Origin of the sequence: Gloeocapsopsis crepidinum LEGE 06123 (assembly GCF_015207655.1) — a bacterium.
In the GTDB taxonomy this organism is placed as follows: domain Bacteria; phylum Cyanobacteriota; class Cyanobacteriia; order Cyanobacteriales; family Chroococcidiopsidaceae; genus Gloeocapsopsis; species Gloeocapsopsis crepidinum.
This window is the reverse complement of record NZ_JADEWN010000125.1, coordinates 1-4,951: the sequence shown is the minus strand read 5'-3', so window position 1 is coordinate 4,951 and position 4,951 is coordinate 1. Positions and strand designations below refer to the sequence as shown.

Below are 4,951 nucleotides of genomic sequence, written 5' to 3'. Positions count from 1 at the left end.
CCCCAACTACTGCATTCAGGGTTGATCTTCTCATTGCCACTGCACTCGATTTAATTAATCCCGTGCATTTGAAAAACTGGTTTACTCACTGTTGCTACTGTGCCTCATAAAACTGCAATAGGCTGTAAGTACGCTTGCACTAATTCTCCCAACACTGAAATACCTCGCTCGATCTTCTCTGGTGATAGGGTAAAGTTACAGCATTTATTGATTGAGTAAACCACAGTTTGTTAAACTAAAAAGCATCTAGTGAAAGAGGAAATGGTTGCTGATGCCAGCCCTACCCTCTATTGACTTACGGCAAAGGGTGAGCAGAGCTTATCAAGCTAAAGAAGGCTCTCAACGACAACTGGCAGAGCGATTTAAAGTCAGTTTGTCTTTTGTTAGAAATTTGACTCGGCGCTATCGTCAGACTGGCAGCGTAGAACCGAAACCATACGGGGGAGGGGCTGTTGCAAAAATAGGGGTTGCACAATTACCAGTTATCAAACCCTTAGTAGAGGCTCAACCCGATGCCTTGTTAGAGGAGTTGTGCGAACGCTTTACCGAAAAAACTGGGGTGCAGGTGAGTGTATCAACGATGCAGAGGGCTGTAACCAGACTGGAATTGAGCGTCAAAAAAAACACTAATTGCCTGTGAGCAAGAGACTCAACGGGTCAAAGACCTACGATTTACTGATCGGCTCTGGAGTTTTACTGTAGACCCACACAATTTGGTATTCATTGATGAAACTGGGATGCATTTAGGATTGACTCGTCTGTACGGTCGTGCCCCAAAAGGCGAACGCTTGTATGACACAGAAGCTCCTGTCAATCGAGGACAAAATATTTCGTTAATTGGTGGCATGAGTATCGATGGCTTGATTGCAACGCTGAGTGTTGTCGGCAGTGTTGATACAGGGGTGTTCCTGTTCTATATCCAGGAGATCTTGATTCCCCAACTTTGGGTCGGTGTCATTGTTGTAATGGACAACTTGCCAGTTCATCACGCTCATGTTGTGAGAGAAGCTATTGAGGCGGCAGGGGCAAAACTTGTATTTTTGCTGCCTTACTCTCCAGACCTCTCGGCAATTGAATTATGTTGGTCAAAACTTAAACAACTCTTGCGTTCCGGTAAAGCTCGAACTCGTGAAGCACTCGACCAAGCCCTAACTAAAATTATCAATCACTGCATTTCCTCCGATGATGCTTTCGCTTGGTTCGCTCACTGCAACTTATTCATTTGAAAATCGCTGTAATTCTTTTAAACTCAACGCTCATAGTTTCTCTTTTTAGGAAGATAGTAACCAATTTTCAACTAATGTCTTAATAAACTGACAACAGTCAATGGAGATCCTATCCCTCTTCTGTCAGATTCCGGATATAATAAATAAAAGAATTAAAAGAGAAAACTCTATAAAGTAGATAGGGCAATGGATGTAGAATTACAAATTCTGAAGCATTTGGCTTTCTTATGCCCATCCCACAGTTGCCATCATAGATGAATATTGTGCAGAGTATAAAGACTTATTTAAAGAAGTTAGAAATTATGAGTGCTTCAAATATTTACACTTAGGAATAATTTCAGCGATAAAAAGAAAATCATTACCAGAGATAGCTAAGGTAGTAAGTATAAACTCAGCGAGCGTCACTACATCATTTTATAGCCAATTCAGATTGGTCAGTTGAGCAATTAAGAAACAGAAGATTAGCGAAAATAAAGAAAGCATTACATGGGAATGCCATAACTGTAGTAATTGATGAGACAGGAGATAGAAAAAAAGGTAAAAAAACAGATTATGTGGCTAGGCAATATTTAGGAAGCATCGGAAAAATAGATAATGGGATAGTTTCAGTAAATGCTTATGGAGTTTACTCTAATATAAGCTTTCCTTTAATCGTCAAAGTGTTCAAACCTAAAGGAACGCTGAAAGCAGAAGATAAATATCAAACCAAAATTGAGTTAGCGACAGAAATTATTACAGAATTAATTAACGAAGGCTTTAATATTAAACTAGTTTTAGCGGATAGTTTATATGGTGAAAGTAGCCAATTTTTGAGTAAGTTAGCTGAACATAACTTAGACTATGTAGTAGCAATTAGAAGTAATCATGCGGTCTGGCTGCCAGCGAACCAAAGGGTTAGGACTAATAAATGGAGTTCTTTTGAGCGAACATTTAGCAATCAAAAGTCAGAAACTAGATACATTAGAGAAATAATTTATGGCAAAAAAAGAGCGATAACTTACTGGGAAATAACCACTGACCCAGAAACACTACCTGAGAATTCTACAACATTTGTCATGACCAACCTTCAAGGAAATTTAAAAAAGACTTTAGGTGACTTATATGGATTAAGAACATGGGTAGAATATGGTTTTCGCTTCTTGCAAGCAGGAATTAGGCTGGACAGATTATCGTTTCACCAATTTCAAGCATATCCAGAAGTGGTGGGAGATTATTTTTTGCGTTTATACAATGATTAGCTTAAACTCTTCAGCTGATGCTGTGCAACAGGTGTGTAGTATCCGCTGGAAGATTGAGGTGCGATCCAAGCAGTTGACTGGGGTAGAAGCTTGTCAATGTCGTAAGGCGCGCATTCAACGCAATCATATTGCCTGTGCAATGCTTGTTTAGACTCGCCTTAAGTTAATCGCTTACCAGACGGGCAAAACCATTTATCAGATCAAGCATGGACTGCTGTCACACTACTTGATTGAGCAACTCAAGCACCCATCCGTTCAAATGTCCCTTGCGTAAGTCCTGGTTATTCTTAATGCTTTCTTGCCTAAGTAACTACAAAGACAACATAAGCTTTTTCTGACTTAAGAAAAATCTGAACTTTTGATAATTTACAAAGTAAACATTAGTTACTCACTAGCTCAAGCAAATTAGATTTATATTTTGTTTAGAAATAACTATTGAATTAAAACTTGAAATGTAAATTTGATAACTGAATATTAAGTGTTAATGATATGGGTAATGAAAAATGTGCAAATATTAAGAATTTATTTAATGGCTCAAGATGAACAAAATTTTTGGATGTGTTTAGCTAAAACGGTTAATACTTCCCCAAAAGGTAACTCTTGGAATCACAATTGTGGCGATCGCATACATCAGAGCATCTAGTAACTTCAACATTTTGACAAGTGTGAGAAACAATAGCGGCTAAACATCGTAAGTATGTCCAGCTTTAGTTAGTCAATTTTAAAAACACTATATAAGACTATGTCCTACGCTATTACTAAGCGCTGTATTCAATGTGATAATTGCGTTCCTCTGTGTCCGACAGGTGCGATCAAAGTTTTGGAAGGTGATTACTGGATTGATCCTAACTTATGCAATAACTGTCAAGATTATGTAGCACCGCAGTGTATAGTCTCTTGTCCTGTAAATTCTCCAGTGCCTTGGCAAGCGAAAAAAGGTAGATGCAAAGTTGATGCGAGAACTGTACCTAGTCCGGATCTTTTTCCGGATGGAAAAAGTCATCCTTTTGCTTCCGCGATCGCAGTTTGGGAATTATGCAATGTCTTAGCACAGCGACAATCGCTTTTTTGGGAAACTGATGCTTCTGGAGAAATGCATTATCAGCGGCAAATTAACGGAGGGAAAGGTGCGATCGCCTTCCGCGTGACAGATACTGTACATTCAGAATCGTCAGATGCACTCAAAGGTGAAAAGGCTCTACTGGCAGTTGAAAAATTTGATATTCGAGCTGCTTGTATGCATCTGATCTATGCCGCTTATGTGACTAACCTAGACAAACCTTGGGAAGAAGAGTTCATTATCAGCGATCGACAAATTGAAGACTATCTCGGTTTAGATAAACGTAAAGACTTAAGTAAATCTACTAAGCTGTCTTTCATTAAAGAACTTGCTCAACAACCATGCAGACTTGTAGCTTGTATTAATTCACCGCAACAAGGCAAGATTAAGGAAATTTGCCTGAAAAAAAGCCGTTTATGGCACTTATTAGATATTCATCATCATTTTCAGGAAGACGAGTTAGGTTGCAAACACTTAGTTGGCTTGACCTTCAAAATTAAAGCAGGTGAGTGGGTACAGTATTTTTTAAATCGGCAAGGTTGCAAAGAACGTCGTGCGTTTTATCAGTACGGCACTCTACCCAAAGCTTTACTGAGTGCAGTTATAAGTATTTGGCAGCAGCATGAAGGGGCAGCACGAATGATGCTGTGGTTATTATTTAAAACTAAAATGGGCAGAGAACAGCGAGTTACTGTTCCCACGCTGATGCGAATTGCTTACGGCGATCGCAGACTGAGCAAAATATCTATACAACCGGAACGTCAACGGTTACTAAAAGCCTTTGAAAGCGATTTAGAAGTTCTCAATCACTATGGACTCAAACCTATATTCGATCCAGTTACTTATCCAGTAGAAATTCAACCCTTGTGGGCTAAACTAGTTGACATTCCAGAAGATGCAGAAGCAGCATTAGAATTTTGGATCAATGATGGTAGTCATAGTACTCGCTTAACTGATGCGGCCCCACGTGGCAAGTGGAATCGATTAATGAACGCCCGTATTTTATATTTTGAACTGCCACCAGAGTGGGCACAACCTACAAAGTCGAAAAAGCAGCATACTCATCAAAAAACACAGCGGAAAAGGCAAGCAACTCTCTCGACTGAATATATCTTAGAAGCAAGAAAAAAACTAGGTTTGAGCCAAAGAGACTTAGCACAGCTAACAGGTAAAAGTCAAAGTTGGATTCGCGATATCGAAAATGGGCGTTTTCAAGCTAAGTGGGAAGATCAGATGCTATTGCGCAATGCATTAGGAATGAATTAGGTTCTAGGTAGTTGTAGCGAACTGCAAACATCTAAGAGGAGGTCTGAAAAGTAAAAAAGCTCTCGTTACAATAACCTGTCAATAGCAAAAAATGACAGAGAACGAGAGTCATGGGTCAATCATATCGTACCGATCTCACAGATGAACAATGGGAATTACTG

General features: G+C 39.3%; 4 protein-coding genes and 1 pseudogene. All 5 read left to right on the top strand.

What is annotated here, in order from left to right:
* Nucleotides 1-271 precede the first annotated feature (271 nt).
* The gene (locus tag IQ230_RS25910; protein ID WP_193935055.1) at nt 272-640 is read left to right on the top strand and encodes a helix-turn-helix domain-containing protein; all 369 of its coding nucleotides are present in this window, start codon (nt 272-274) and stop codon (nt 638-640) included.
* Nucleotides 630-1,226, top strand: coding sequence for an IS630 family transposase (locus tag IQ230_RS25905; protein ID WP_322742575.1), 597 nt, complete (start codon nt 630-632; stop codon nt 1,224-1,226). The genes IQ230_RS25910 and IQ230_RS25905 overlap by 11 nt, the downstream gene beginning before the upstream one ends.
* Before the next feature lie 186 nt (nt 1,227-1,412).
* A pseudogene (locus tag IQ230_RS25900) lies at nt 1,413-2,480 on the top strand (IS701 family transposase); the annotation flags it as partial.
* Nucleotides 2,457-2,615 (top strand): hypothetical protein, encoded by a 159-nt coding sequence (locus IQ230_RS27195; protein ID WP_228055418.1) that lies wholly within the window; start codon nt 2,457-2,459, stop codon nt 2,613-2,615. The pseudogene IQ230_RS25900 and the gene IQ230_RS27195, both read left to right, overlap by 24 nt.
* 591 nt (nt 2,616-3,206) lie before the next feature.
* Complete coding sequence (locus IQ230_RS25890; RefSeq protein WP_193935053.1) at nt 3,207-4,790, top strand: helix-turn-helix domain-containing protein; 1,584 nt, start codon at nt 3,207-3,209, stop codon at nt 4,788-4,790.
* The last annotated feature ends 161 nt before the right edge of the window (nt 4,791-4,951 follow it).